Annotated in this window: 20 protein-coding genes, 1 pseudogene and 1 riboswitch; of the genes and pseudogenes, 11 read left to right on the top strand and 10 right to left on the bottom strand. The window is 70.0% G+C overall.

The features are described from left to right. Positions 1 to 70 precede the first annotated feature (70 nt). The 8 genes from VZL07_RS19325 (at position 71) to VZL07_RS19290 (ending at position 13,404) form a co-directional block, all read left to right on the top strand. Positions 71 to 1,420, top strand: coding sequence for a TolC family protein (locus VZL07_RS19325; protein ID WP_426757066.1), 1,350 nt, complete (start codon positions 71 to 73; stop codon positions 1,418 to 1,420). Then, a complete protein-coding gene (locus VZL07_RS19320) occupies positions 1,417 to 3,150 on the top strand; it encodes an efflux RND transporter periplasmic adaptor subunit (protein ID WP_426757065.1) in 1,734 nt (577 codons plus the stop codon). The genes VZL07_RS19325 and VZL07_RS19320 overlap by 4 nt, the downstream gene beginning before the upstream one ends. Continuing rightward, complete coding sequence (locus tag VZL07_RS19315) at positions 3,137 to 6,337, top strand: efflux RND transporter permease subunit (RefSeq protein WP_426757064.1); 3,201 nt, start codon at positions 3,137 to 3,139, stop codon at positions 6,335 to 6,337. The genes VZL07_RS19320 and VZL07_RS19315 overlap by 14 nt, the downstream gene beginning before the upstream one ends. Before the next feature lie 125 nt (positions 6,338 to 6,462). Then, the gene (locus tag VZL07_RS19310; RefSeq protein WP_426757063.1) at positions 6,463 to 7,305 is read left to right on the top strand and encodes a peptidoglycan recognition protein family protein; all 843 of its coding nucleotides are present in this window, start codon (positions 6,463 to 6,465) and stop codon (positions 7,303 to 7,305) included. Between the two features lie 89 nt (positions 7,306 to 7,394). Continuing rightward, a complete protein-coding gene (locus VZL07_RS19305) occupies positions 7,395 to 7,709 on the top strand; it encodes a hypothetical protein (RefSeq protein WP_426757062.1) in 315 nt (104 codons plus the stop codon). A 109-nt stretch (positions 7,710 to 7,818) separates the two neighbouring features. Beyond that, entirely contained in the window at positions 7,819 to 9,072 is a 1,254-nt protein-coding gene (locus VZL07_RS19300) for a TolC family protein (protein ID WP_426757061.1), read from the top strand. Continuing rightward, on the top strand, positions 9,069 to 10,268 hold the full coding sequence (locus VZL07_RS19295) for an efflux RND transporter periplasmic adaptor subunit (protein ID WP_426757060.1): 1,200 nt from the start codon (positions 9,069 to 9,071) through the stop codon (positions 10,266 to 10,268). The genes VZL07_RS19300 and VZL07_RS19295 overlap by 4 nt, the downstream gene beginning before the upstream one ends. Continuing rightward, a complete protein-coding gene (locus VZL07_RS19290; RefSeq protein ID WP_426757059.1) occupies positions 10,258 to 13,404 on the top strand; it encodes an efflux RND transporter permease subunit in 3,147 nt (1,048 codons plus the stop codon). The genes VZL07_RS19295 and VZL07_RS19290 overlap by 11 nt, the downstream gene beginning before the upstream one ends. A gap of 108 nt (positions 13,405 to 13,512) precedes the next feature. Here VZL07_RS19290 and VZL07_RS19285 read toward each other — a convergent pair whose 3' ends face one another. The 4 genes from VZL07_RS19285 to VZL07_RS19270 form a co-directional block, all read right to left on the bottom strand. Continuing rightward, positions 13,513 to 13,971, bottom strand: a complete 459-nt coding sequence (locus VZL07_RS19285; RefSeq protein ID WP_426757331.1) for an immunity 26/phosphotriesterase HocA family protein — start codon at positions 13,969 to 13,971, stop codon at positions 13,513 to 13,515. A 68-nt stretch (positions 13,972 to 14,039) separates the two neighbouring features. Beyond that, entirely contained in the window at positions 14,040 to 15,131 is a 1,092-nt protein-coding gene (locus tag VZL07_RS19280; protein WP_426757058.1) for a Rieske 2Fe-2S domain-containing protein, read from the bottom strand. 88 nt (positions 15,132 to 15,219) lie between these two features. Next, on the bottom strand, positions 15,220 to 15,384 hold the full coding sequence (locus tag VZL07_RS19275) for a hypothetical protein (protein ID WP_426757057.1): 165 nt from the start codon (positions 15,382 to 15,384) through the stop codon (positions 15,220 to 15,222). Between the two features lie 108 nt (positions 15,385 to 15,492). Beyond that, the gene (locus VZL07_RS19270) at positions 15,493 to 16,167 is read right to left on the bottom strand and encodes a TetR/AcrR family transcriptional regulator (protein WP_426757056.1); all 675 of its coding nucleotides are present in this window, start codon (positions 16,165 to 16,167) and stop codon (positions 15,493 to 15,495) included. A gap of 100 nt (positions 16,168 to 16,267) precedes the next feature. Between VZL07_RS19270 and VZL07_RS19265 the strand changes: the two genes are divergently transcribed. Continuing rightward, on the top strand, positions 16,268 to 17,119 hold the full coding sequence (locus tag VZL07_RS19265) for a nuclear transport factor 2 family protein (protein ID WP_426757055.1): 852 nt from the start codon (positions 16,268 to 16,270) through the stop codon (positions 17,117 to 17,119). Between the two features lie 46 nt (positions 17,120 to 17,165). Here the strand turns inward: VZL07_RS19265 and VZL07_RS19260 are convergent, their stop codons facing one another. Both VZL07_RS19260 and VZL07_RS19255 read right to left on the bottom strand, forming a co-directional pair. Continuing rightward, complete coding sequence (locus VZL07_RS19260) at positions 17,166 to 17,579, bottom strand: four-helix bundle copper-binding protein (protein ID WP_426757054.1); 414 nt, start codon at positions 17,577 to 17,579, stop codon at positions 17,166 to 17,168. A 142-nt stretch (positions 17,580 to 17,721) separates the two neighbouring features. Further along, positions 17,722 to 20,199, bottom strand: a complete 2,478-nt coding sequence (locus tag VZL07_RS19255) for a heavy metal translocating P-type ATPase (RefSeq protein WP_426757053.1) — start codon at positions 20,197 to 20,199, stop codon at positions 17,722 to 17,724. Positions 20,200 to 20,331: 132 nt separating this feature from the next. Between VZL07_RS19255 and VZL07_RS19250 the strand changes: the two genes are divergently transcribed. Further along, positions 20,332 to 21,729, top strand: coding sequence for a chloride channel protein (locus VZL07_RS19250; RefSeq protein WP_426757052.1), 1,398 nt, complete (start codon positions 20,332 to 20,334; stop codon positions 21,727 to 21,729). A 367-nt stretch (positions 21,730 to 22,096) separates the two neighbouring features. After that, positions 22,097 to 22,384: a hypothetical protein gene (locus tag VZL07_RS19245; protein WP_426757051.1), complete on the top strand. Its 288-nt coding sequence runs from the start codon at positions 22,097 to 22,099 to the stop codon at positions 22,382 to 22,384. A gap of 187 nt (positions 22,385 to 22,571) precedes the next feature. On the opposite strand, the gene VZL07_RS19240 is transcribed toward VZL07_RS19245, so the two are convergent. From VZL07_RS19240 to VZL07_RS19225, 4 genes and pseudogenes are all read right to left on the bottom strand, one after another. Continuing rightward, positions 22,572 to 23,711, bottom strand: a complete 1,140-nt coding sequence (locus VZL07_RS19240; RefSeq protein WP_426757050.1) for an MbnH family di-heme enzyme — start codon at positions 23,709 to 23,711, stop codon at positions 22,572 to 22,574. Positions 23,712 to 23,723: 12 nt separating this feature from the next. Continuing rightward, positions 23,724 to 24,587: an MbnP family copper-binding protein gene (locus tag VZL07_RS19235; RefSeq protein WP_426757048.1), complete on the bottom strand. Its 864-nt coding sequence runs from the start codon at positions 24,585 to 24,587 to the stop codon at positions 23,724 to 23,726. Positions 24,588 to 24,700: 113 nt separating this feature from the next. Beyond that, on the bottom strand, positions 24,701 to 25,681 hold the full coding sequence (locus tag VZL07_RS19230; RefSeq protein WP_426757047.1) for a GIY-YIG nuclease family protein: 981 nt from the start codon (positions 25,679 to 25,681) through the stop codon (positions 24,701 to 24,703). A 167-nt stretch (positions 25,682 to 25,848) separates the two neighbouring features. After that, a pseudogene (locus tag VZL07_RS19225) lies at positions 25,849 to 26,028 on the bottom strand (RNA polymerase sigma factor); the annotation flags it as partial. 238 nt (positions 26,029 to 26,266) lie between these two features. Next, a riboswitch (SAM-I-IV-variant riboswitch) is annotated at positions 26,267 to 26,388 on the top strand. Positions 26,389 to 26,514 lie beyond the last annotated feature (126 nt).

Here is a 26,514-nt window from a genome sequence, read left to right as displayed (position 1 = left end):
TCCTTCTCCCGGCGACAGGCTCGATTCCCGTCATCTGGAGCAGGAAGTCATGTCGTCCCATGGAAGATGGGTGCGGTCCGCCACGCGGGCCGTGCTCGCCACCGGCGCCGCCGTGTGGCTGGGCCCCGGCGCGGCCGGAGCCAATGAGCAGCGGTATCAATCCCAGCTCGAAGCCGTCGCCCGGCAGGCGCCACAGGCCGCGGAAGCGGAGCCCTTCTCGGGCGCGCAGCTGCTGGAGCGCGCCGAGCTGGTGCGGCAGGTGCTCGCGCGCAATCCCTCGCTGGAGGCAGCCCGGGAGGCCTGGCGCGCCAGCCTCGAACGCTACCCACGCGAGACGGCGCTCGAGGACCCGATGCTCTCCTACAGCGTCGCGCCGCTGAGCATCACCGGCAGCGCGCGCTTCGGGCAGTCGGTGGAGCTGAGCCAGCAGCTCCCCTTCCCCGGCAAGCGCGGCCTGCGCGGGGAGGTGGCGCTGGCGGAGGCCGAGGCGATGCGAGAGGACCGCGAGGCGCTGCGCCTGCGGCTGGCGCTGATGGCGTCCACGCTCTTCGATGACCTGTTCGTCGTGGAGCGCTCGCTCGCCGTCACCGAGGAGCACCTGCGGCTGCTGGGCCAGCTCAAGAAGAGCGCGGAGGCGCAGTACGTCACCGGCCGGGCCTCGCAGCAGGACCCGCTCCAGGCGGAGGTGGAGCTGAGCGAGGTGCTGCGCGAGCAGGTGATGTTCGAGGCCGAGCGCGAGCGGCTGCGCGCCCAGCTCAACGGCCTGCTGCACCGCGCGCCCCAGGCCCCGCTGCCGCCGCTGCCGGAAGCCCTTCCCGCGCTGGCGGCGGAGGCCCTGCCCGCGGAGCAGCTCCAGGACGAGGCGCTGCGCCTGCGGCCGGAGCTGGAGGGACTGCGGGCCCGGCTCGGTGGAGGCGAGGCCGCCGTCCGGCTGGCGAAGCGCGACTACTACCCGGATGTGATGGTGATGGGTGAGTACAACTCCATGTGGATGGACACGCCTCACCAGTTCATGGCGGGCGTCACCGTCAACATCCCGCTCGACTTCGGCAAGCGGAAGGCAGCGGTGCGAGCGGCGGAGGCGGGCCTGAAGCGCCTGCGGCGGGACGAGGAGCAGCTCATCGACGACATCCGCGTCGAGGTGGAGCAGGCCCGCTCGCGCGCCGAGGAGGCGCGGCGCGTGGTGGCGCTCTTCCAGGAGCGGCTCGTCCCCGCGGCGAAGGACCAGGTGGCCGCCGCCCGCGCCGGCTTCGAGAGCGGCAAGAACAGCTTCCAGGTCCTCATCGAAGCGGAGCGCAACCTGCGCCGCGTGGAGCTGCGTGAACAGACGGCCCTGGCGGACGTGCAGCGCCGCCAGGCGGAGTTGGACAAGGCCCTGGGCCACATCCCGGGGCTGCCCCGGAACGGAGAGACGCGATGAGCACCCCGACCCGCCGCCGTATCGCCCCGTGGCTGGGCCTCCTCGGGCTCGCCCTCCTCGTCATCGTGGCCTGGAAGCCCCTGGTGGGCTGGTTCTCCGGCAATGCGTCCCACACCGGCAACGCGCCCGCCACCCACGACGCCCAGGGTGGCTCCGGGGCGCCGCTGCCCGCTCCCGCGCTGGAGTACACGCGCGCGGCCTTCGAGTCCTACGAGGCCGCCCGGGCCCTGCTCGCCCAGGACACGCTGGAGGGACTCGCCGCGCGAGCCGGCGAGCTGAAGACCGCGCTCCAGCAGGCCGCGGAGGCCGCCCACGCGGACGCCTCGCCGCTGACGCCCTGGCTCCACCAGGGCGCCGAGGCCGCGTCCCAGCTCGCCTCGGCGAAGGACGCCGAGGTGGCGCGCCAGCACTTCGCGCGCGTGAGCGAGGCGCTCATCGCCCTGGCCGCCGCCGACCCGCGGCTCCAGGAAGGCTGGCACATCTTCGAATGCCCCATGGTGGACGGGGTGAACCAGTGGCTCCAGCGCGAGCCGAAGCTGGAGAACCCGTACATGGGCCGGCGAATGCTGGCGTGTGGCACGACCAGCGAGTGGCGCGCGGCCACACCCACCGGCGCCCACGGCGAGGGGGACATCGCGCACTACACCTGCCCCATGCACCCGTCCGTGAAGCAGCACGGGCCGGGGCAGTGCCCCATCTGCGGCATGGACCTCACGCCCGTCACCCGCGCCGAGTTGGAGAGCGGCGTCATCCACGTGGACGACCTGCGGCGGCAGCGCATCGGCGTGAAGACGGCGCCGGTGAAGGCGGCGCCCATGGACCTGTCCCTGCGCGCGCTCGGCCGCGTCACCTTCGACGAGAAGGCGCTGGTGGACGTCACCCTCAAGCTGGATGGCTACATCCACGAGCTGCGCGTCAACGCCACCGGAGAGCCAGTGAAGAAGGGCGAGGTCCTCTTCACCCTCTACAGCCCGGAGCTCTACGCCGCGCAGCAGGAGTACCTGCTGGCGCGCCAGAGCCAGAGCGCGGCCAACGCGTCGCTGGTGGGCGCGGCGCGCAAGCGGCTGGAGCTGTGGGGCCTGTCCGCGGCGCAAATCGAGCGCGTCGCCCAGCGCGGCCAGCCGGTGGAGAACATGCCCTTCCTGGCGCCCGCCAGCGGCTTCGTGCTGGAGAAGAACGTGGTGGAGGGCGCCGCGGTGAAGGCCGGTGAGCGCCTGTTCCGCATCGCCCCGCTGGAGAAGGTCTGGGTGGAGGCGGACGTGTACGAGCAGGACCTGGCGCGCGTGAAGCCGGGCCAGCCGGTGGAGGTCACGCTGCCCTACCTGCCTGGGAAGACGTACACGGGCCGCGTGGGCTACGTGTACCCGTCCCTCCAGGGCACGACGCGCACCGGGCGCATCCGCATCGAGCTGCCCAACCCCGGGCTGGAGCTGAAGCCGGACATGTACGCGGACGTCCGCTTCGTCCTGCACGGCGGCCCCCGGCTCCAGGTCCCCGACTCGGCCATCATCTACACCGGCCCGCGCCGGCTGGTGTTCGTGGACCTGGGGGAGGGGCGGCTGCGGCCCCAGGAGGTGAAGCTCGGCCTCAAGGGCGAGGGCACCTACGAGGTGCTGGAGGGCCTGTCACCGGGGGACGTGGTGGTGACGAGCGGCAACTTCCTCATCGCCGCGGAGAGCCGCCTGCGCTCGGCCACGGACGCGTTCGGAGGCAGCCATGCAGCCCACTGAGCACGGCGGACAGAGCGTCATCGGCCGCCTCATCGGGGCCTGCGCGCGCAACCCGTTCCTCACCTTGCTGCTGGTGGGGGCGATGGCCGCGTGGGCCGTCCACGCGATTCGCGGCACCAAGCTGGACGCCATCCCCGACCTGTCCGACACGCAGGTCATCGTCTTCACCGAGTGGATGGGGCGCGGGCCGGACCTGGTCGAGGACCAGATTACCTACCCCATCTCCTCGTCCCTGCTGTCGGCGCCGAAGGTGAAGGCCGTGCGCGGCCAGTCCATGTTCGGCATGTCCTTCGTCTACGTCATCTTCGAGGACGGCACGGACATGTACTGGGCGCGCAGCCGCGTGCTCGAATACATGGAGACGGCGCGGGGGCGCCTGCCCGCGGGCGTGACGCCCACGCTGGGGCCGGACGCCACCGGCGTGGGCTGGGTGTTCGAGTACGCGCTCGTGGACGAGAGCGGCAAGCACTCGCTCGCGGACCTGCGCAGCCTCCAGGACTGGAACGTGCGCTACGCGCTGTCCAGCGTGCCGGGCGTGGCGGAGGTCGCCAGCGTGGGCGGCATCGTGAAGCAGTACCAGGTGCAGGTGGACCCCAACCAGCTGCGCGCCTATGGCGTGACGCTGGGCGAGGTGACGCGCGCCGTCCGCGAGTCCAACGAGGACGTGGGCGGCCGGGTGATGGAGATTGCCGGGCACGAGCACGTCATCCGCGGGCGCGGCTACATCCGCTCCACGCAGGACATCGAGAACATCCCGCTCAAGGTGAGCGAGGACGGCACGCCCGTGCTGGTGCGCAACGTGGCCCAGGTGAGCCTGGGGCCGGACATCCGCCGGGGCGTGGCGGAGCTGGACGGCAAGGGCGAGGTGGCCGGCGGCATCGTCGTCATGCGCTACGGGGAGAACGCGCTGTCCGTCATCGAGGCGGTGAAGGCGCGCCTGGAGGAGGTGCGGGCGGGCCTGCCGGAGGGCGTGGAGCTGGTCGTCACGTACGACCGCTCCGGGCTCATCGAGGAGTCCATCGCCACGCTCAGCCGGGCGCTGGTGGAGGAGATGCTGGTGGTCAGCCTCATCATCTTCCTCTTCCTGATGCACGCGCGCAGCGCGCTGGTCACCATCCTCACGCTGCCAGTGGCGGTGCTGCTCGCCTTCATCCCCATGTACTACCAGGGGCTCACCGCCAACATCATGAGCCTGGGCGGCATCATCGTCGCCATCGGCGCCATGGTGGACGCCTCCATCATCATCGTGGAGAACATCCACAAGAAGCTGGAGGCGTGGGAGGCGGAAGGCCGGCCCGGCGCGCGGCGCGAGGTCATCATCTCCGCGATGCAGGAGGTGGGCCCCTCCATCTTCGGCACGCTGCTGGTGCTCACCGTCGCCTTCCTGCCCGTCTTCACGCTGGAGGCCACCGAAGGCCGGCTCTTCAAGCCGCTGGCGTACACCAAGACGTACTCCATGGGCTTCGCCGCGGTGCTGGCGGTGACGTTGACGCCCGCGCTGGCGGTGCTCTTCATCCGCGGGCGCATCCGCCGGGAGGAGGAGAACCCGCTCAACCGCTGGCTGGTGGCCCTCTACACGCCGGTGGTGCGCTTCGTCGTGCGCCACGCGAAGGCGGTGGTGGCGCTGTCCGTGGTGGCCATGGTGCTGACGGTGCCGGCCTTCCTGCGCCTGGGCCACGAGTTCATGCCGCCGCTCAACGAGGGCGCCATCCTCTACATGCCCACCTCGCCGCCGGGCATGTCCATCACCGAGGCCACGCGCATCCTCCAGTCCATGGACGCGCAGCTGAAGCGCATCCCGGAGGTGGTCAGCGTCTTCGGCAAGGCGGGCCGCGCGGAGACCCCCACGGACCCGGCGCCGCTGTCCATGTTCGAGACGACGGTGGTGCTCAAGCCGAAGTCCGAGTGGCGCAAGGGCCTCACCTGGGAAGCCCTGCTCACGGAGATGGACGAGACGCTCCAGTACCCCGGCATGCCCAACATCTTCTGGATGCCCATCCAGACGCGCACGGAGATGCTGGCCACCGGCATCCGCAGCCCGCTGGGCATCCAGGTGTTCGGCGACAACCTGGACACGCTGGAGCAGACGGCCGTGGCCATCGAGAAGGCGGTGGCCCAGGTGCCCGGCACGCGCAGCGCGTTCGCGGACCGCTCCACCGGCGGCTTCTACGTGGACGTCGAGGTGAAGCGGGAAGCAGCCGCGCGCCTGGGCCTGGGCGTGAAGGACATCAACGAGGTGGTGCTGGGCGCCATCGGCGGGGAGAACGTCTCCCAGACGGTGGAGGGCCGCGAGCGCTACCCCATCAACGTCCGCTACGCGCGCGAGTATCGCGACAGCCCGGAGCTGCTGAAGGAGGTGCTGGTGCCCACGCCGGGCGGCGCACAGGTGCCGCTGGCCCAGGTGGCGGACGTGCGCTTCGTGCAGGGGCCGCCCATGATTCGCAGCGAGGGCGGCAAGCTCGTCACGTATGTCTTCGTGGACACCGACAGGCCCATCGCGGACTACGTGGAGGACGCCAAGGCGGCGGTGGCGCGCGAGGTGAAGACCCCCACCGGCGTGCGCGTGGAGTGGAGCGGCCAGTTCAAGTACTTCGAGCGCGCCACCGAGAAGCTCAAGGTCGTGATTCCCGTCACCCTGCTGCTGGTGTGCCTGCTCTTGTACTTCAGCACGAAGTCCGTGGCGGAGACGGCCATCGTCCTGCTGGCGGTGCCCTTCAGCCTGATTGGCGCGGTGTGGCTGCTGTACCTGCTCGGCTACAACATGAGCATCGCCGTGTGGGTGGGGCTCATCGCGCTGGCCGGGCTCGACGCGGAGACGGGCGTGGTGATGCTGCTCTACCTCACCCTCGCCCATAAGAAGGCGGACCAGGAGGGCCGGCTGCGCTCCATGGCCGACCTGACGGAGACCATCGTCGATGGCGCGGCGCGGCGCATCCGCCCCAAGCTGATGACGGTGATGACGGACATGATCGGCCTGCTCCCGGTGCTGTGGAGCACCGGCACGGGCGCGGATGTCATGAAGCGCATCGCCGCGCCGCTGGTGGGCGGGCTCGTGACGTCCTTCCTGCTCGAGCTGACCGTGTATCCGGCCATCTTCGCCCTCTGGAAGCGGCGCCGCCTTCCCCAGGAGGAGCCCCAGGAAGGCACGGGCGAGCCGACGCTCCCCGCCAATCCACAAGCAGTCTGAGAATTCAATAAACAGCCACACTCAGACAGCCGGGCCCTGGCCCCGGGAGTTACGCAACTCCCGGGGTTTCGGGGCCGATAATCCGGACAGATTCACTCCGCTTCCACCCCCCTCCGGACCCCTCCATGCGATTGCCCTCGTTCAGCCCCGTGTTCCGCGCCCCCCAGGCGCAGGCGTCCCGCACCACCGCCACTGCCGCTTCGGTCTCCGCGCCGCCGGCGGGCCTGCGCAAGGGCGACACCGGGCCGAAGGTGAAGCAGCTCCAGGACGCGCTCGTGCAGGTGGGCTACATGACGAAGACGCAGGTGGCCACGGGCCCCGGCACCTTCGGTCCGCAGACGGAAACAGCGGTGAAGAAGTTCCAGGCGGACAACAAGCTGCCCACCACCGGCTACTACGGCGACCAGACGCACGCCGCGCTGAAGAAGGCACTGGGCTCCAGCGGCCCCGGCCCCACCACGCCGACCACGCCGGGCGGCACGTTCACCAAGCCCGCGGTCATCAACGCGCCCTCGCCCAACTACAACTCGCGCGGCGGGACGGACATCGACACCATCGTCCTGCACCACACCGCGACCAACAACGGCGCGGGCGACCTGGCGTGGATGCGCAACCCGCAGAGCAAGGTGTCCGCGCACTACATGGTGGACCGCGACGGCAAGATCTATCAGCTCGTCGGTGACGACAAGCGCGCCTGGCACGCGGGCAAGGGCGAGCTGCACGGCGTGCCCTCCGACATCAACAACCGCTCCATCGGCATCGAGCTCGTCAACGACGGCAGCGGCAAGACGCCCTTCACCGAGGCCCAGTACAAGGCGCTCACCCAGCTCACCGGCTACCTGAAGCAGCAGTACGACGTGCCCATGAAGAACATCGTGGGCCACGCGGACGTGGCGGTGCCCAAGGGCCGCAAGAACGACCCGGCGCCCAACTTCGACTGGAGCCGCCTGCGTCAGGGCATTTCCTGACACATGACTTCCCCTGCGGGCGAGGAGGCTCACTCCGTGCGAGTCCCTCGCACGCATTGCATTGGGAAACGTGGTAGAAGGCCGCCAGCGTGCTCCGAATCTGGCTCCTCGTCTGCCTGTTCCTGCTCGCCCCGGGCCTGGGGGGCTTGATGCCCACCCTCACCGGCGCGGTGGGCGAGGTCTGCTCGCAGAGCTGCCCGGACGATGATGCGCAGGGCCAGTGCGCCCCGGACTGCATCGACTGCACCTGCTGCAGCCACGTGCGCTCGGTCGCCGCACACGCCCCGCCGCCCTCCATCGTGCTCCTCGTGTCGCGGCCCTTGCGCGTCGCCTACGAGAAAGCCGAACCGCCGTCCGTGGACGTGGGGGACATCCTCCACGTGCCCATAGTGCCCCTCGCGTAGGTCGCGTTCGTCATCCCGTTCGCTCGCGTCCATCAGGACAGGTGTGCCCGTGGCATATGCGGGGCACGCTCAGGCCTGACGCTCGCCTCCCTTTCGCGAGGTTCTTGCCGTGCACCTTCCCTCCGCGGTGGCAGCCATCGGGCTGGCCGCCGCCCTCCTCCTGCCGCGCGTTGCCGCGGCCCAGTCGAGCCCTGCCGAAACAGCGTTGACCCTGGAAGAAGCCCTGGCCCTGGCCCGCCAGCGCGCGCCCGCGCTGCTGGATGCCGCGGGCCGCGCCGCCGAGGCCCAGGGCCCCGTGGCGGCCGCCGCGTCCCTGCTGAACGACAACCCCACCTTCCAGCTCCAGGCAGGGCCGCGCAGCGACCCTGGCTCGCCGGGGCACCCCGCCACGCGCGGGCTGGACCTGAGCGTGGGCATCAGCCAGGCCTTCGAGCTGGGCGGCAAGGGCGGCGCCCGCCGGGAGTCCGCGCGCGCCGGCCTGGAGCTGGAGACGGCCCACCACCGCGACGCCGAGCGCCGGGTGCTGGGCGATGTCGCCGCGCGCTTCCTCCAGGCGCTGCATGCGCGGGAGCGGCTGAACCTGGCACGAGAGGCCGAGGCCGCCGCCCGGGACACCGCGAGCGCCACCCAGCGGCGCTTCGAGGCCGGCGACGTGCCCGTGGTGGACGTCAACGTGGCGCGCGTGGCCCTGGCTCGCGTGCGCGCGGAAGTGGCCGTCGCGGAGGGGGAGGAGGCCGTCCAGCTCCACCAACTGCGCGCGATGCTGGGCCTGCCCCTCGCCCACCCGCTGGCCATCCGCGGTGAGCTGCGGCGGCTCGCGCTCCAGCCGGTGATGGAGGCCACGGGCGTGGCGCGGCCCGACATCGCCGCGCTGGAGGCAGAGCTGGCGCAGGCGGACGCCGACCGGCGCCTGGGCCGGGCCGGCGCCTGGCCGGACGTCACCGCGGGGTTCATGTATTCGCGGGAGATTGATGAGGTCGCCTACCTCGGCACGCTGAGCGTGCCGCTGCCGCTCTTCGACCGGGGAGACAGCGCCCGGGTGGCGGGCGAGGCCCGCGTGCGGCGGCTCCAGTCCCTGCTGGCCACGGCCCGGACGGAAGTGGACGTCCAGGTGGAGGCCGCGCGCGTGCAGCACCGCAAGCGGCTGGAGGCCGTGGCCCTGCTGGAAGCCGACGCCCTGCCGCTGCTCACCGACAACGAAAACCTCGCCCGCCGCTCCTACGAAGCCGGAGAGATGGGCCTCGCCGAGTTCCTCCTCGTTCGCCGCGACACGCTGGAAGCGCGTGCCGCCTACCTCGACAGCCTCCTCCAGGCAGCGCTCGCCCGCGTCCAGCTGGCCGTGGAGACCGGAGTCCTTCCATGAAGCCCCTCCATTGTTCTCTGGTCGCCCTCCTCCTGTTCGCCGCCTGCAAGCGCGAGACGCCGCACGCCGAGGAGGGACACGCGCACGAAGAAGGCGCCGCGCACGAGGGCGAGCACCATGACGACCATGGCGAGCCGCACGTGCGCATCGCCTCGGAGATGCTGCGGGACCTGCGCATCACCACCGCGCCCGTGGGGGTACGGCCGGGCGGAGAGAGCGTCACCGCCCTGGGCGAGCTGACCTTCAGCGAGGACGCCTACGCCGAGGTGGCGGCCCCCATCGCCGCCCGCGTGAGCGCCGTCTTCGTCACCACCGGTCAGGAAGTGAAGCGGGGCGACCGACTCGCGGACCTCCAGAGCCCGGAGCTCGGCAAGGCACGCGCCTCACTACAGGCCGCCCAGGCCCAGGCCTCGGCCGCGCGCCAGGCCGCCGAACGCAAGCGCGCGCTGGCCGAGGAGCGCATCGTCGCGCGCAAGGACGTGCAGACCGCCGAAGCGGAGGCCGCCGCCGCCGAGGCCTCGGTGGCCGCCGCGCGCGCGGAGCTGATGGCGCTGGGCGTGAGTGACGAAGAGCTGCGCGGAGGAAACGTCCCGCCGGGCTTCGTCCTGCGCGCGCCGCTGTCCGGCACCGTCGTCGAGCGCACCGCGCGGATGGGGCAGATGGCCGACCCCAACCAACCGCTCTTCTGCATTGGCGATGTGTCCTCGCTGTGGCTCGTGGTGCACGCCTTCGAGCGGGACGCCGTGCGCATCCAGCGCGGCACGCAGGCCCGCGTCACCTTCGCGGCCTTCCCGGGCCAGGAGTTCATGGCGAAGGTGGGCCACGTGGGACAGCGCGTGGACCCGACCTCGCGCACCATCCCCGTGCGGCTGGAGCTGGACAACGCCGACGGGCACCTGCGGCCCGGCATGTCCGCCACGGCGTACATCCCCCTGGGAGACCCGGGCGCGCCCATCACCGCCGTCCCCGCCGCGGCGCTCCAGCGGCTGGAAGGCGGCTGGGTGGCCTTCCTGCCCACGGAGGCCCGCGGTGTCTTCGAGCGGCGCGAGGTGGGCCGCGGCCGCACGCTGGGCGGCGACGTGGAGGTCCTCTCCGGCCTGAAGCCCGGCGAGCAGGTGGTGGTGGAAGGCGCGTTCCTGCTCAAGGCGGAGGCGGAGAAGCTCAGCGGCGGAGGAGGTGACCCCCATGCGCACTGAGGGCCCCGACTCCCTGATGAACCGCATCCTGCGGTCCTCCTTCGCCAGGCCCGGCCTCACCGTCCTGCTGGCCCTGGCGCTCTCCGCCTTCGGCGCGGTGGCGCTCCAGGGGCTGACGCGCGACGTGTTCCCGGACCTGTCCGCCCCCATCTTCAACGTCATCGTGCAGAACCCGGCGATGGGCGCGCAGGAGCTGGAGACGGCGGTGGCCATCCCCATGGAGGTGGCGCTCGCGGGCCTGCCCGAGGTCCGCCGCATCCGCTCCACCTCGCAGCTCGGCGTCACCCAGCTCACGGTGGAGTTCGAGCCGGACGCCGACTACTTCCGCAGCCGGCAGTACGTCGTCGAGCGCGTGGCCCAGGCACAGAACGAGCTGCCGCCGGGCACGGACGTGCCGCTCGTCTCCAGCCTCACCGGGCGGCTCAACGAGGTGTTCGAGTTCACCCTGGAGGCCGAGCCCGGCGCCGCCGAGCTGATGACACTGCGCGACCTGGCCGAGTTCGAGGTGAAGAACCGCCTGCTCGCCGTGCCCGGGGTCGCGGGCGTGGAGCGGCTGGGCGGCTACCTGCGCCAGTTCCAGGTGCAGTTGGACCCGGATCAGATGGTGGCGCGCGGCATCACCTTGAATGAGGTGGAGCACGCGCTGGAGGGCGCCAACCTCAACGCCTCGGGCGGCTTCGTGGTGCAGGGGCCCATGGAGTGGACGGTGCGCGCGGTGGGCCGGGCGGAGACGGTGGAGGATTTGCGCGACACCGTGGTCGCCGTGCGCGACAGCACGCCCGTGCTCCTGGGCGACGTGGCCGACATCCGCGAGGCACCCGCCGTTCGACGCGGCATCGCCCACCGGCTGAAGGGCGAGGTCGTGAGCTGCCGCGTCATCAAGCAGTTCGGCGCGGACACGCAGCGGGTGACTGCGGGTGTCCGCGCCGCCATCCAGGAATTGCAGCAGGGCCTGCCGCCGGGCGTGCAGTTGCGCGTCGTCTATGACCAGTCGGTGCTGGTGGACTCGGCGCTGGGCGGCGTCAGCCGGGCCATCCTGCTGGGCGCGGTGCTGGTGGTGCTCGTCCTCTTCCTGCTGCTGGGGGACTGGCGCGCGGCGCTCATCGTCACGCTCACCCTGCCCCTATCCCTGGCGCTCGCGGGCATCCTGCTGAAGGTCGCCGGCATCGGCATCAACACCATGACGCTGGGAGGCCTGGCCATCGCCGTGGGCCTCCTGGTGGACGCGGCCATCATCGTCACGGAGAACATCGTCCACGGCCTGCGCGAGTCGAAGGGCCAGCGTCCCCGGAAGGAGGTGGCGCTGGCCGCCTCCATGGAGATGGCCCGGCCCATCGCCTTCGCCACCCTCATCGTCGTGTCGGTGTTCATCCCCTTGTTCGCCATGACGGGCATCGAGGGGCGCATGTATCAGCCGCTCGCGGCGGCGGTGGTGGCCTGCCTGACGGCCTCGCTGGGTCTAGCGCTCACGCTCGTTCCCGTTGCGTCCGGCCTCTTCCTCCGCGCGCCCCGCGAGGGACAGCCCGAGGACGTCTGGCTCATCCGCAAGGTCAAGGACGCCTACGCGCCCATGCTGGAGGCATGCATGCGCCACGCGGGCCTCGTGCGGCTGGTGGCGCTCGCCGTCACCGTGCCCGCGCTGGCGCTGGCCTTCGTGGTGGGCAGCGACTTCATGCCCAAGCTGGATGAAGGCGCCCTGCTGCTCCAGACAGTGCTGCCGCCGGAGGCCTCGCTGGAGGAGGTGGACCGGCTCAACCACCTGGTGGAGGACGCGCTGCTGAAGTTTCCCGAAGTGGAGGACGTGGTGCGCCGCACGGGCCGCGCCGAGCGCACGGAGGACCCGATGCCGCACACGCTGTCCGACGTGCTCGTCGTCCTCAAGCCGGAGCGGGGGCGGTCGATGGAAGCGCTCGAGGCCGCGATGCGCGAGGCGGTGGAGCGGGTCCCCGGCGTGACGACGCTGTTCACCACGCCGCTGGGCATGCGCATCGACGAGGGGCTCGGAGGCAGCCCGGCGGACCTCTCCGTGCGCATCTTCGGTCCGGAGCTGGAGACGCTGGCCGGGCTGGCGGAGCGGGCGCAGGCCATCATGGCGAAGGTGGAAGGCGTGGAGGACCTGCGCGCGGAGAAGCTCACCGGCCTGCCGCAGCTGCGCATCACGGTGAACCGCGCCGCGGTGGCCCGCGTGGGCCTGACGCCCGGAGACGTCATCCGAGCGGTGCAGGTGGGACTGGTCGGCCAGGAATTCGCCCAGGTGTGGAAGGGCCAGCGGCGCTACGACCTGCTCTTGCGGCTGGCGGACCACCGCCGGGGAGACGCCAGCGCCATCCGCAGCCTGCTGGTGGATGGGCATGATGGAACGCGCATTCCGCTGAGCCAGCTCGCCACCATCGAGGAGACGTTCGGCGCGGGCAGCATCCGCCGCGAGGCGGGGAGCCGGCGCATCGCCGTGGAGGCCAGCGTCGCGGGCAGGGATCTGGGCAGCACGGCGGCCGAGGTGCGGGAGCGACTGGCCGCGGAGCTGAAGCTGCCCACCGGCTATTTCCTCGACGTGGGTGGCCGCGTGGAGAGCCAGCAGCGCGCGGCGCAGGCGATGACGGTGGCCATCGCGGTGGCGGTGCTCGCGGTGTTCATCCTGCTGTACCTGGCGCTGGGCTCCCTGGCGGAGGCCATGGTCATCATCGCCACGCTGCCGGACGCCTTCGTCGGCGGCATCGTCGCGCTGCTCATCGCCGGGGAGACGTGGAACGTGTCCAGCCTCGTCGGCCTCATCGGCCTGTTCGGCATCGCCGTCCAGAATGGACTGGTGCTGGTGGCGCAGACGAAACTGCTCATGCAGCACGGCAAGCCCTTCGACGAGGCGGTGCGCGAGGCGAGCATCGGCCGCGTGCGTCCCAAGCTGATGACAGCGTCCACGGCCATCCTGGGCCTGCTACCGCTGCTCGTGCTGCCGCTCCACGGCACGGAGGTGGAGCGCCCCCTGGCCGTGGTGATGGTGGGCGGGCTCGTCACGTCCACCCTCTTCACCCTGCTGGTGCTGCCCACCTTCTACGCCTTCGTGCACGGGTGGCAGGTGCGGGTGGCGGAGCGGCTGGCGTCACGGAGGGCCGCGAGAGGCCAAGCCACGCCCGAATAATGATGGCGAGGGCTGCAGCCCGGCAGGTCCTGGGCTGCAGCCCCGAGCCACTCCGAGCAAGAGCTGACGTCTGCGCTCACTGCATTGAATCAGCGAGAAAGAAACGACTCACATCGACCTAAGCGACTCCAACCACTTATTGGGTCTTCCCGCATAATGGTCATTCAGACGATCAACGACATGTGAGGGGTCCCACACGGCGGCAGGCTCAAGGGCCTCAGCCTCCTCCAGGCTAGCAGGCTCCTGCCTCCCATCCCATAGAACAACACAATGCTCATCGCCGTAATGGTCAACCTTGCCAAAGCGCAACCCCTCAACAAGCTCCGCATCAACAGGCGCCCGTCCAATCACCGGCCACTCCCCCCTTGTCACGGCATAGTTCATTACATTCACAACAAACAAAACGGGACAAACAGTTATCTCTTCAACCGGCGGCACATCACGAGACTTCAAGTCATAAAACGCGACAAGCGGCTCTGACAGCACCTGGCCAAAGGCCGTGTATCCCTCCCCCAGGTCCACAGCCACCACGTCCCCCACCCTGCGACGCTGCCTTTTCTTCTGCATCACGACCTATCTTTCAACATCTCGTCGCAAGTCCGCCTGACGCACGGCACATGGCCTCGCAATCCCTCTCAGGTCCGCATCTTCAGCCGTGTTTCATGAACTGTATCGCCCACGGCGCCGGGCTTCTCGCGTTCGGCGGCGCGGAGCAGGCGGAGGATGCCGGGGCCGAGCACGTCGATCTCGGTGGAGGCATAGGACTCCGTGCCGAAGCGGCGGATGGTCTCCGTTTGCTGCCGGAGGATGCGCGCGTCCTGCCCGAAGATGTGGAGCGCCACGGGCATGATGACCGGGAGCGCCGCGCGGACCAGCCAGCGAGGCACGGGCAGGCGGAACGTCACCACCGCGTACACGAGCGTGTCCCAGTCGGACACCGGCGTCATCGCCGAGGTCACCATGACGTGGCTGGCGTCTCCGATGCGGTACTCCACCTGGGCGATGGATGGCATCAGGAAGCGGTCGAAGTGCTGCACCACCCCGCCGCCCGGCGCGAGGAGCCGCCCCACGAGGCCGCTGGGACGGGGCTCGCCGATGTACTCGGCCTCCACCTTGTCCGCGCTGCGGCGCACCACCACCTCGATTTCGTTCCGCTTCTCCTCGGTGCGGAACAGCCCGCCGTGCAGGTACGCCGTGTGGGGCACGTCCAGCGTGTTCTCCAGCGTGGCGTGCAGCGAGCCGGGCGCGCGAAGGATGCGGCGCACGGTCGTGTACTCCCGCGCCTCCAGCAGCGGGAAGCGGTAGGGCTCCGTCGTGGGCTCCACCCCGGGCGTGGAGTAGACCCACACGAAGCCGTCCTGCTCACGCGTGGCATGCGCGGTGGCGCAGCGGGCCCGCGCCCCAGGCTCGCCCAGGAAGCCGGGAATGGCGCGGCACTGGCCCGTCCCGTCGAAGCGCCAGCCGTGATAGCCGCACTGGAGCTGCCCTTCCTTCACCCGGCCTAGCGACAACGGAACGTTGCGGTGCGGACACCGGTCCACCAGGGCCGCGGGCTTGCCGCCCTCGCCCCGGAAGAGCACCAGGGGCGAACCCTGGAGCGTGCGGGCCAGGGGCTTGTCGCCCAGCTCGCTCGACGCGCAGAGGATGAACCAGGCATTCGGCAGGTGGACAACGGAGATATGTCCGGCGGGCACACCCGAGGTGCGCCCCTCCTCGCGAGAGCTCATGTAGCGCACTCTAATCGGGCCCGACGCCGAGTGAAGGGCTCCGCTTCGGACCCGTATCAGCTTGCCTGGACTCTTCCGGGCGGACACCTCACGAGGGGAGGTCGGCGGCGCGCGGGGCCGCCGCCGGGTTGGGCGTCCGCAGCAGGACACCAGGCAGGACGCTCGCGAGCTGTAGCACCGGCCATCCGGAGATCATGGCCGGCGTGAGCAGCGGCACCGTGAGCCCCCGTCCCACGCGGACGCGCAACCGCATGGATTGCAGCTCCAGGTCCGGTGGCGCTCCTCCGTCAGCACCGTGCGCGGCACTCTCCGTCAACGAGCGCGAGACAGTCCGTCCCCGGCCTCCACGTCCGCGTCAGCCTCACGGTCGCCGACGGACTCGGGCGGAGGTGCCGTGTCTCTTCGCGGGGCCGTCGATGCGTCCGGAGGGGCCGCTCGCGCTGCCCTGGTCGAGTGCCGCCATCGCGGTCTCGACAATACCGGCGAGCTCTTCGGGTGAAGCTCCGTCCTGGGCCTGGAGGGAGAGGCCCTGCATCACCGTTGCGAAGTAGGTCGCGATGCGAGGGACGTCGAGGCCAGCGGGCAGGTCCCCGTCCACAACCCCCTTCGCGAGGCGCTCGCGGATGAGCGCCACCGTTTTACGCCGCAACTCCCGCATGTGGTCACGCAGCGGCCGGTTTTGCGGCTGGCAATTGACGAGCCCGAGGCTGACCAGGCAGCCGCCGCTCGAGGGGCTCGCGAGCGCGATGTCGGCGCTCGCCAAGAGCATCGCCTTGACTGCGTCCCGAGCGTGCGCTGCCTCCGCCAGCGCCTTCATGCTGCCCGAGCCGCTGGTGGCGAGATAGAGCTCTACCGCCTCATGGAAGAGCTGCTCCTTCGAGCCGAAGGCGGCATAGAAGCTCGGCGGGTTGATTTTCATCGCCGCTATCAGGTCGGCGATCTGGGTTGCCTCGTACCCCTTCTCCCAGAAGAGCGACATGGCCTGCGCAAGCGCGGCGTCACGGTCGAAGCTGCGTGGACGTCCCCGGACAGCCATACGGCACCCTTTCTGTATTCCAGAATACACAACCCTTGACACCATCACGATGGGGATGCCCAATATATGTAAACCATCCTACATATATGGAGCAAGGCAGATGGCACCCGGCACGGACAGTCAGCGCATCGAGGCGATCCGCAGCTATTTCCGCAAGGTGGACGAGAAGGATTCGACTTTGTCGGACCTCTTCACGGATGACGTGCAGTTCTACTTCCCCAAGTTCGGGCCAGCCCGGGGGAAGGCCGCGTTGGTACGGTTCAGCGAGCGGTTCGGGCGAGAGGTCGCGAGCCTGGTCCATGACATCGACGGGCTGGTCTTCACGGTCGATGGAGACCGGATTGCCGTCGAGGGGCAAGAGCGGGGCGTAACGCGGGAGGGTGTGCGCTGGCCGGACGGCGAGATTTCGCAGGGGCGGTTCTGCAACGTCTTCGAGTTCAGTGGCCCGTTCATCAGCCGGGTTCACATCTACGTCGATCCGGACTTCACCAATGCCGATCGGCGGCGTGTCCGCCTCTACCGGGAGCACGCGCCCGCCCCCACGCCTCGCGAAGTCGCGGAGCGATACCTCCAGGCGGTACAAGCATTTCATGCCAATCCCACGGCGTCCGCGACACTCGCGGAGGTCGTTGCGCTCTTCGACGAGGACGTCGACTGGAGCATCGATGGCGATGTGGCGCGCGTCCCGTGGATTGGCCCGAGGCGCGGCCACGCGGCGGTGGGCGACTTCTTCCGCGAACTGATTTCCTACGTGGAGCCCCGCCGCTTCGAGGCACGTACCATCCTCGCTGACGATGAGACGGCGGTCATCCTGGGCGAACTCGCCTCGCTGGTGAAAGCCACGGGCCGGCTGATCGAGACCGCTTTCGCCTTCGACCTAACCGTGCGCGCAGGGAAGATCACGCGCTATCGCATGTTCGAGGACAGCCATGCCGTAGCCCGGGCGGTCTGAATCCCCGCCCCCCGCCCGGGTACGGCGGGGCTCCCGGTCGGCCAGCTCACGCGGGCAGGTTGGCGGCGCGCTGCGCGGCCTCGGGGTTGGGGGCCTGCGGCATGATGCCTCCGCTCATCCGCGTGCACGACTCCGCGCACCGCGCACACATGTCCGCGCAGGCCTTCATCACCGCGTCATCACCCATGCTGGCGCAGGACTCCGCACAGCGCCCACAGACTTCCGCGCAGGCATAGCAGGTGCGGGTGTGCAGCTCCGAGCCGCGCAGCATGAAGTTCGCGCTCGTCTGGCAGATTTCCGCGCAGTCCATCAGCAGGCGCAGGTGCTTCGCCTCCGTGTGCTTGCCGCCCTTCCCCAGGCAGTACGTCAACGTCTCCACACAGACGCGGTGACAGGACAGGCAGTCTTCGATGCACTGGCGCATGTCGGTGTCGGACTTCATCACTTCGGCTGGAGCCATGGGTTCCACCTCTCCGGATTGCATCGGGTTGCAACCCAACGGTGGGCATCCCTCGCAGCCGCTCCCGTGGGCCGGGGCGGGCCGCCTGCCCTCGGCCCGAGGAAGGAGGCCCGGGGCTGGAAGCCTCCCTTGGCGCCCGGGGCTACAGCGTCAATTGCCGCAGCCGCAGCGCATTGCCGATGACGGACACCGACGACAGGCTCATGGCGGCGCTGGCGAAGATGGGGCTCAGGAGCAGGCCGAAGACGGGGTACAGCACGCCCGCTGCCACCGGCACGCCCACGACGTTGTAGATGAAGGCGAAGAAGAGGTTCTGCCGGATGTTGCGCAGCGTGCCCTGGCTCAAACGCCGGGCCCGGGCGATGGCGCGCAGGTCGCCCTTCACCAGCGTCACCGCCGCGCTCTCCATGGCGATGTCCGTGCCGGTGCCCATGGCGATGCCCACGTCCGCCTGCGCCAGCGCGGGCGCGTCGTTGACACCGTCACCCGCCATCGCCACCACGCGGCCCTCCTTCTGGAGCCGCCGGACGACGTCACCCTTCGCCTCGGGCTGCACGCCGGCGATGACCTCGGTGATGCCCAGCCGCCGCGCTACCGCCTCGGCCGTCGTCTGGCTGTCCCCCGTGAGCATCACCACGCGGAGCCCCTCCTCGCGCAGCAGCGCCAGGGCCTCGGGCGTGGACGCCTTCACCGGGTCCGCCACGCCGAGCACGCCCGCCACCTGGCCCTCCACGGCCACGAGCACCACCGTCTGGCCTTCGGCGCGCAGCGCCTCGGCGCGGGCGGCCAATTCCCCCGCCTCGACGGGGAGCGCCTCCATCAGCGCCGCGTTGCCCAGCGCCACCCGGGCGCCCTCCACCCGGCCCATGACTCCCCTCCCCGTGAGCGAGCGGAAGTCCTCCACCGGCGACAACGACACGCCTCGCTCCTTCGCGCCGGCGACGATGGCGGCCGCCAGCGGGTGCTCGCTGCCGCGCTCCAGGCTCGCGGCCCGGTGCAGCAGCCGCGTCTCATCGAAGCCCGGCGCGGGAATCACCGTCACCAGGCGCGGCTTGCCCTCGGTGAGCGTGCCCGTCTTGTCCACCACGAGCGTGTCCACCGCTTCCAGTCGCTCCAATGCCGCCGCGTCGCGGATGAGGACGCCCGCCTGGGCGCCTCGCCCCGTGCCCACCATGACGGACATGGGTGTGGCCAGGCCCAGCGCGCAGGGGCAGGCGATGATGAGCACCGCCACCGCGTTCACCACCGCGTGCGCCAGCCGGGGCTCGGGCCCCCATACGCCCCACACCACCGCCGTCACCACCGCCACCGCGATGACCACCGGCACGAAGACGGCCGCCACCTTGTCCGCGAGCCGCTGAATGGGTGCCCGCGTGCGCTGCGCCTCGCTCACCCGCTGGACGATTCGCGACAGCAGCGTGTCCTGTCCCACCCGCTCGGCGCGCATCACCAGCGAGCCCGTCCCGTTCACCGTGCCGCCCGTCACCTGCGCGTCCGGGCCCTTCTCCACCGGGAGCGACTCCCCCGTCACCATGGACTCGTCCACCGCGCTGGTGCCCTGGAGCACCACGCCGTCCACGGGCACCTTCTCCCCCGGGCGCACGCGCAGCATGTCGCCGGGCTGCACCTGCGCGAGCGGCACGTCCGCCTCATGTCCGTCCGCCCCGATGCGCCGGGCCACCGCGGGTGCGAGGCTCAGCAGCGCACGCAGCGCGCCGGACGTTGCGTGTCGGGCGCGCAGCTCCAGGACCTGCCCCAGCGCCACCAGGGTGACGATGACGGCGGCGGCCTCGAAGTAGAGGGGCGCGGAGCCCCCATGTCCCGTGCGCAGTCCTTGCGGCAGGGCTTGCGGCAGCAACGTGGCGAAGACACTGAACAGATAGGCGGCGCCCGTACCCAGCGCGATGAGGGTGAACATGTTCAGGTGCCGGTTGCGCACCGAGGCCCAGCCGCGCTGGAAGAAGGGCGCGCCCGCCCACAGCACCACCGGCGTGGCCAGCACGAGCTGCACCCAGGCCAGCACGCTCGCGGACACCGCGTGCTGCACCGGCTGGCCCGGAATCATGTCCGACATGGCCAGCACGAGCAGCGGCACGGTGAGCGCCAGCCCCACGCGGAAGCGCAGCCGCATGGACTGGAGCTCCGGGTCCGGCGCCGCCTCGGGCAGCACGGTGCGCGGCTCCAGGGCCATGCCGCAAATGGGGCAGCTCCCAGGGCCGTCCTTCACCACCTCCGGGTGCATGGGGCACACGTACTCCACGCGGGCCACGGGGACAGGCGGCGCCTCGGGCTCCAGCGCCATGCCGCACTTCGGGCAGGCGCCGGGATGCGGCTGCCGGACCTCCGGGTCCATGGGGCAGACGTACATCGCACCGGGCACGGGCTCTGGCGCGGCTTCCGGTGGCGAGAGGTAGCGCTCCGGGTTCTCGCGGAAGCGCTCCCGGCACTTCGGGTTGCAGAAGAAATACGTGTGCCCGGCGTGCTCCAGGTAGCCCCCCTTCGGGGCGCGCGGGTCGACCTTCATTCCGCAGACGGGGTCGATGGCGGGCGCCTCCCCGGCGGGCGAGGGAGGAGGCGCCCGATGAGATGAGGCGTGGGGGTGCGAGTCGGGTTGGGACATGACGCTTCGAGGCTCCTTTCGCCCAGGCCAACGAAGCACCCGGCCGGCTCTTACAGGGGGTCCCTCCAGAGGTAAGTCCTCCTGTGCCCACGGGCATTTACTTTGAACACAAACAACGTAGCCTTCCGCCCCATGGCCGGTCGTCGCGAACCCCTGGATGAGGAGCAGCGAGCCCTTCACGACTCGTGGGACACGGTGCTCCGCACGGTGGGCCGGGTGGTGCTGGCTTCGATGCTCATCTGGGGCGTGTGCTCGGCCCTGCGCTATGGCGTCCACGCCACCAGCGACACGCTGCTCGCCTTCGCCTCGGAGCGGAGCTTCTGGTGGGCGCCGCTGGCGCTCGCGGCCGTGCTGCTGCTGGGCGGGCTGCTGCGCGGGTTGCTCAACCGCCGGCCCGGCTGGAGCGACGTGGCGTCGGATGGGGTGAATGTCGCGCTGCACAACTATCACATCACCTACGAGGACCCGGCGGACGACCCACGCCCGCGCTACTCGCTGCCCGCCATCCGGCTGGCGCTCCGCAAGGCGGTGGCGACGCTGCTGACGCTGGGCACGGGGGCATCGGGCGGGCTGGAAGGCCCGGTGGTGCTGGTGGGCGAGTCCCTGGGCGCGGGCGTGGCCCGCCTCACCCGCGCCCGCTCCGAGCACACGCTGCGCACCTGTCAGCTCGCGGGCATCGCCGCGGCGGTGGGCACGCTGCTCAACGCGCCCTTCGCCGCGGCCCTCTTCGCGCTCGAGGTCGTCTACGGCAACCGCATCGTCTACCGGAAGCTGGCGTACTGCCTGCTGGCGGCCATCATCACCTACGCGCTCAACAACCGCTTCCTCGGCTTCCGCCCCATCTTCGTGGCGCCGCCTCACCCGCACACGTACACGCTGGCGGAGTACGGGCTCACCGCACTGGTGGCGGTCGCGGTGTCCGCGCCCATCGCGCTGCTGTTCGGCCTGACGATGAAGCACACGCGCCAGGTGGTGGAGCGCGTCAGCCCGGTGCTGCGCGGCGCCATGGGCGCGCTGTGCACCGTGCTGGTGGCCGGAGGCCTCTACTACGGCGTGGGCATGGACTTCCGGCACGTGCTGGGCATGGGCGAGTACACCATTGCCCAGCTGCTCTCGGACACGCCGGGGCCGCTGGCCATGTGGTGGTTCCTGCTGCTCATCGTGGGCGGGAAGCTGCTGACCACGGGCTTCACGGTGCAGTCGGGTGGCTCGGCGGGCATGCTCATCCCCAGCATGGTGCTGGGCGGCGTGTCCGGCGCCGCCACGGCGCAGCTACTCGCCACGGTGACGGGCATGGGGCCCGCGGACGTGACGGTGTTCGTGGTGGTGGGCATTGCCTCCGCGCTGGTGGCGGTGGTCGGCGTGCCGCTGGCAGCCATTGCCCTGGTGCTGGAGGTGTTCGGCTCCGCGTACGGGCCGCCCGCCGTCCTCGCCTGCTGCGTCACGTATGTGCTGACGCTGCGGCTGTCCGTCTACAACGAGCAGCGTCGCGTCCAGGCGGTGGAGGCGGAGCCCGCCGCGGGCACCTGAGCCGAAGGCGGCTGGCGCCCACGACGCACGCCACACTCATGCGCCCGGAGCTCAAGGTCCTCCGGGGTCCGAGAAGCGCGGGTCCGTCAGGAACTCCGTGCCGGTGAGCGCCTCGAGGAACGCCAGCACGTCTTCCCTCTCCCGCACCGTCAGGGTGAAGCCCGCTGGAGCGGACTGGCCTCGCCATCAAAATACACAAACACCAAACATCAACACCACCACCCCACCAAAACACAAAGAACTCCAACAAACTTTGCACTCACACAGAATTGACTAGCATCTCGCCGCCAAGATCAAATAGACAGAACAAACCTGCAATGCAGCGGGCCCTAGAAAAGACCTCTGGTCTAAAAGGACATCCAAAGCCATGAAGCGCATCGCCATTTCGCTGATACTGGCATTCTCGACCATGACCGGACTGACTGCCTGTGGTCCCGAGCAGGCTGATCCGTCAGAAACTCCCGCCACTGGCGAGAACACCGCCGCTCTGTCCTGCCCCGGTCCGGCTGGCTACTATTACTGCCCGGCCTATCCTGACACCTATTTCTACTTCTGGTCGCCTGCGTGCGCTGGCGGTCCCGAGGAGACCGCCAACTTCGTCCGCGCCGAGTGCGTGTCCTTCTGCGGTGGGGCGTGCACTCACGTCGGCCTCTGAGTGCAGCGCATCTTCGGCGTCTGGCATCCAATGCCAGCTGTCCCTGGAGACTTTGAAGGCATGAGGGTTTGAGCGTCGAATCCTGCAGCACAGAATAGACACACACCCCTCACACCAGCACATCTCTGATATTGGCATCTCCGGACAGCAGGAGAGATGGGATTGCTGCGTCCCATCTCTCCTGGTGTCACGGCGTGCTGGACGGATCCGAGAAGCGCGGGTCCGTCAGGAACTCCGTGTCGGTGAGCGCCTCGAGGAACGCCAGCACGTCCTCCTTCTCCTGCGCCGTCAGGGTGAAGCCCCGCACGAAGCCGCTCTGCAGTGGGCTGGCCTCGCCGCCATTCCGGCGCCGCGCGTGTCCTCCCGCCGCGTAGTGGTCCAGCACGTCCGACAGCGTGGCCAGGCTGCCGTCATGCATGTACGGCCCGGTGACAGCCACGTTGCGCAGTGATGGCGCGCGGAAGCGCCCCATGTCCTCGGGCCGGCCCGTCAGCTCGATGAGGCCGGGGTCCTTGGCCGGGTACGCCCCCTGGCCGTCCTCGTTGTACAGGCCCGTGTTGTGGAAGGGCAGGATGGGCTCGGACGTCGCCTCGTGCACGGTGGCGTCCTGGAAGTTGAAGCCAGAGTGGCAGTGGTCGCACTCCAGCCGCTCCGAGAAGAACAGCTCCATGCCCCGCTTCTGCTGCCGCGTCATGGCCTCCACGTCATTGCCATACACATAGCGGTCGTACGCGGAGTTGCCAGAGATGAGCGTCCGCTGGAACGACGCCAGCGCCCGGGTGAGCGTGGCCACGGACACCGGCTCCACGGCGTCCGGAAACGCGCGCTGGAACTCCGCCTCCAGGCCTGGGACCGCGCGCAGCCGACCGAGCAACTCCTCTTCCCTGTCGCCGAAGCCCAGCTCCACCGGCTCCTTGCCGAACAAGGGCACCAACGCCTGCGCCTCCAAGGTCGTGAGCGAGGGATTCGCCCAGGTGAGGCTCGTGGCATAGGCCACATTGGCCAGCCCCTGGGAGTTGCGGCGGTGCGTTTCGCCCGTGCTGCCCTGCGACGTCCTCAGCGGCTCGGTGAAGGCTCGCGCCGGGTCATGGCAGGACGCGCAGGACTGCGTCTCGTTCCGGGACAGACGCACGTCGAAGAAGAGCTTCCGCCCCAACTGCACCTTCTCCTCCGTCATCGGGTTGTCCGCGGGCACCTTCGGCGTGGGAAACCCCGCGGGCAGCTTCCACGCGTAGGTCTCCGTCTCGCCCGCCTTGTCACCACATCCCGCGATCAACCCGGCCAGCACCGCCAGCACCCCGGCTCGTCTTCCCACGCGCCACACCATGACGTCCCCCTCCTACTCCGCCTTGATGAACGACTGGGGCCCCGGAGCCCCCTCCTGGCTCCGGTGCGTCAGCCCCATCCGGCTGAACAGGGGCGCACAGTCCGGGTCCGTCTGCTGCGACATGCATCCCACGGAGGTGTTGGGCACCTCCGCGTTCACATCCAGGTTCGAGCCCGCGAAGAGCGCCCCCAAATCCAGCACCACCTTGCCAGACGCCAGGTTGAACGTGTCCAGCGCCACCTCCGGACGGTTGCCGAACGTACACCCCGCGGTGCCCTGTGTCTGGCCCTCGGGTGGCGGCGCACAGTCCGTGCTCCCCAGGTGCATGACGTGTCCTTCGGACAACCCTGTCGTCCGGCCCTCGATGCGCGTGAACAGATAGCCGGAGCGCCAGCTCCAGTAGAGGCTCGTGTCATTCAAGGGCGCCGGCGCCGTGGACACGTCGAGGTGATTGAGCGTCTCCGGCACGCCCAGCTTGAAGCGCAGGCCTGCGTACTCGCCCTCCGGTGCCGTGCCGATGATACGCAGGTTCGTCGCGTCCGTCCCCTGGGTGCACTGGCCTGACTTGTCCGCGAAGTCGAGCAGCGCCGTCCCCTGGCTCTGCCACCGCTCATCCTCCGTCAGGTCCAGCGCCACCTCGTCCCCGTCCGCCGTGACGAGCCGGACGTCATGGACGTACACGCGAAAGTCCATGGGCTCGTACGTCGTCCCCGTTGTCCCCACCCCGGTGTAGGTACGGCCACACGCGTAGGGCTCGCTGCCGATGCGAGCCTCGAAGGGGATGGCCACCTCCAGGCGGGGTTCGTCACCACAGCCCAGGGCGCCAAGCATCACGAAGGGAAGCGAGCGGACGGCACAACGACGAGCGGACACCATGTGGACTCCCGTGAAATGGAGTCTCCGCGTAACGCAATCCCGCCGGGCCGAGAACGTGGCAAGTTGCCACAGCCCCAGGTCGTTGCGCCGTGAAGGTCAGCCAGCGGCCCGCCTCAGCCGCCTTGCACGTTGTAGCCCGCCTCGCCAAAGGGCTTGAGCCGGTCCAGCCAGAGCGCCTCCAGCACCTTCAGGTCTTCCTTCGGGTCCGCGCCGGGCTCCTCGGAAGGCTTGAGGACGTCGAGCACCTCGAAGGTGAACTGGTCCGCGCCGTAGCGGTTCCAGTCCTCCAGCAGCGCGGGGATCCGGTCCATGCCCGTGGTCAGCTCGAAGCGGATGCGGTTGAGCATGCCCTGGACGTTGGCGCTCGCTCCCACCAGCACCTTGCCATTGGCGCGGCAGCGCACGGCGTACACGCCCATGGGCGGCGGCGTCTCCCTGTAGGAGCGCTTCAGGTCGGAGCGGCGGGAGCGGCTGCCTGGAGCCTGGGACGATTCATCGGCGGACATGGAGGACCTCGGGGTGGAAGAAGGTGAAGGGGTGAGACGGGCGAACTTCCGGGCGAGCCGCTCCCTCGCGTCGCCATCCAGCGGCGACACCCAGTCGCGCCCCATGCGCGCCCAGTCTTCGTCCGCCGGGTCCATGCCCACCGCTTCGAGGAGGCTGGCCTCGCAGACGAAGAACTGCTCGCGGAACGGAAAGAGAAAGCCGCCGTGCGCCCGCAGCGAGGCAGCGGCCTCCGCGTACGAGGTGAACCAGCGATTGAGGTGGGCAGCACCGACGCGAGCGAGCAGGTGCTCGAAGTCGACCCGGTGCGGTCCGGCGGCGCCTTCGCGAGCCTCCTTCAACGCCGCCCAGGTGGCATGCCCCTGCTCACGTGCGATGACGGCCAGCGCATGCTTGCGGCGCACCGTCTCCTTCCGCGCGAGCACCTCGCCCAGCGGCAGGCCCGCGAAGCCGGGCAGCACGCGCAGGCGCTCCGCCGCGCTGGCGGCCCGTGACGCGTCGGAGGAGCCCAGCGCCTTGAGAAGGAGCGACGCGCGGACCTTGCATTCCTGGAGGGAGACAGGCTCGGCGGTGGTGGCGTCGGTTCCCATGACAAGTCCCTTGGCGTCGGCCCTCACCCGTTTGCGGGCCGTGGAAGGAACTCACCGAGAACTGTCGAACTGCCGGGAGAATCGAGGGTGACGTCGTCTTTTCGGGCAGGCGCCCCTCGGCACCTGGCCGGGAGTTAACGAAGGGCATCGTCCCGGTGCAAGGGGTTTCAGGCGCCGGGCGGTTCGGAGACAGAGGGCCCGTCCGTCCGGCGGGCAGGCTTGCACGAGCAGTCCGGGCATCCATGCGAGGCACAAGGGCCGCAGCTTCGCTCCAGCTGCTTCCTCAACGCCTGCCGTGCCCGGTGGAGCCGCACGCCCGCGTGGTTCGCGGTGATGCCGGCCTCGCGCGGTGGTTGTCCACCAGCGCACGCCCCCCTCGTCGCCGAGGTCCTCGGTCTCCGTCACAGGGGGCTCCTTTCTCAACCGTCATCTGCTCATCCACGGACCTGTTTTCAACGCGTTGACGCAGGCAGCGGCCCCGGCCACCGGGCATTCCCATCAAACCCTGACGTGAATGGAAGCCACCCCGTGGTGCGTGAAACCGCGTGAGGCATTGACAGACACCGGGGTCCACGTTTATTTCGTCCGCAGCATCCAGAGCGGTCCCGCCTCGCGCGGTGGCCCGACAACCTGGAGTCGGACCTCCAAGGTGTCCAAACGATGCGGTTCGGGGAGCAGGGGCTCCCCGAGCAATCCAAGCGTCCGAGGCCGGAGGACTCCTCCCGCTTCGGTGAGAGAGGGCCTCCGTGGTTCCATCCACCTGCTCCGCACCGTCCGCTGCCGCTCCTCACGTGCTGCTCGCGCACGTCCACGTCCTCGCCGCGCATCGAATG

The sequence above is a fragment of the Pseudomyxococcus flavus genome (assembly GCF_050038885.1).
GTDB classification, from domain to species: Bacteria; Myxococcota; Myxococcia; order Myxococcales; family Myxococcaceae; genus Myxococcus; species Myxococcus flavus.
Note: the sequence above shows the minus strand (reverse complement) of the source record. Positions and strands in the feature narration are given on the sequence as shown.